This is a genomic window from Algoriphagus lacus (assembly GCF_003583985.1).
Lineage (GTDB): Bacteria > Bacteroidota > Bacteroidia > Cytophagales > Cyclobacteriaceae > Algoriphagus > Algoriphagus lacus.
In genome coordinates this window covers 1-1,197 of the sequence record NZ_QXML01000033.1, presented here as the reverse complement: position 1 = coordinate 1,197, position 1,197 = coordinate 1, and the positions used below count along the sequence as shown (strand labels likewise).

The window sequence follows — 1,197 nt, the reverse complement described above, 5'->3', positions numbered from 1 at the left end:
CATGTCTCCCGGCTAATCGAGGAATGCATGAAATTGGAACTCACGGTCGCTGAAAATCTTAAAACCAGACAGCCATGAACCCATTGACCTCCATTCCAGGAAAAGAACTCCTTGAACTCCACGATCCCGAAACCATCCAAAAGTACCTTTGGGAAATGCATAAAGGTTGGGTTTGCTACCAGCTGGAGCATCTGGAAGGCGAAGATCCCGCAATCAGACTATTCTTCTTTGAATTGCTTTGGAACTGGATTTCCGAAAACATACCATCCCCGGTGAATCCTGAAAAATGAGGATCACATCAATCAGTTTATTTAGGGTTTCAATAGGGTTTAATTAGTTCTTTGATAGGGTTTGGATAGTTTAATACGCTATACATACCCTACTCTAATTCACTGAAATTCTATTGCTTACATTACTTGGAATTTTGCTTTTTAAAATGTTTTCCTTAGTTTGATTTTCAATTTGTTTCATCTCCAAATTTTTAAGCCAATGGCTACTTTACCCAACTCCAATGTGATCCTGCCCAAGGGCAAAATCGGAAATCTGGTTTTCTATACCCTCAACGGCAAAACGGTGGTTCGCAGCAGACCAGCCGCAAACCACAAAAACAAGCACCACCCCAGTCCGCTTCAGCTGATGCAGCGGGAAAAACTCAAAACCATAAATGCTTTTCTTAAGCCGATCAAACGGGCGCTGGACTTTGGCTATCAGGAATTCCTGACCCAAAGCAAGAAAGGAATGCATTGGGCTTATTCTGAAATTAACACCAAGGGATACAATCCTACCCGCGAACCTAAGATCGATCCGGCCTTTTTGAGCATCAGCAAAGGAAACCTGCTTGGCCCCAGGAATCCCCAAATTTCCAAAAATGGAAATTCGATGGAAATCACCTGGTTGGACAATTCCACGGAAGGAAAAGCCCAAGCCACCGATGAGACCTTTATCCTGTGCTATTGCCCGGAACAAGAAAAGTACATCTGGTCTGAACAGAAGTTTAGGAGGAATTCCGGGCAGGCGATCATTACCTTAGGTCCGGATCAATCAGTCCTTTCCTGGCATGTGTACCTTGCCTTCAGTCAACTCAATATCAAAACCGGTAAATCCCTGCTTTCGGATTCGGTGTATTTGGGGAAGGTGTGATTGTTGTGTTTAAGGGAATTCGGATGCTTCGACATATTTCGATAAGCTCCCTAACCA

2 protein-coding genes are annotated in these 1,197 nt (G+C 43.7%); both read left to right on the top strand.

The features are described 5' to 3' along the window. Positions 1–74 precede the first annotated feature (74 nt). On the top strand, positions 75–290 hold the full coding sequence (locus D0X99_RS20270) for a hypothetical protein (protein ID WP_119479692.1): 216 nt from the start codon (positions 75–77) through the stop codon (positions 288–290). Between the two features lie 199 nt (positions 291–489). After that, positions 490–1,140, top strand: a complete 651-nt coding sequence (locus D0X99_RS20265; RefSeq protein WP_119479691.1) for a DUF6266 family protein — start codon at positions 490–492, stop codon at positions 1,138–1,140. Positions 1,141–1,197: the final 57 nt, after the last annotated feature.

Coding starts and splice junctions, on each gene's coding strand:
- D0X99_RS20270 (WP_119479692.1), top strand. CDS start 75: ATGAACCCATTGACCTCCATTCCAGGAAAAGAACTCCTTGAACTCCAC.
- D0X99_RS20265 (WP_119479691.1), top strand. CDS start 490: ATGGCTACTTTACCCAACTCCAATGTGATCCTGCCCAAGGGCAAAATC.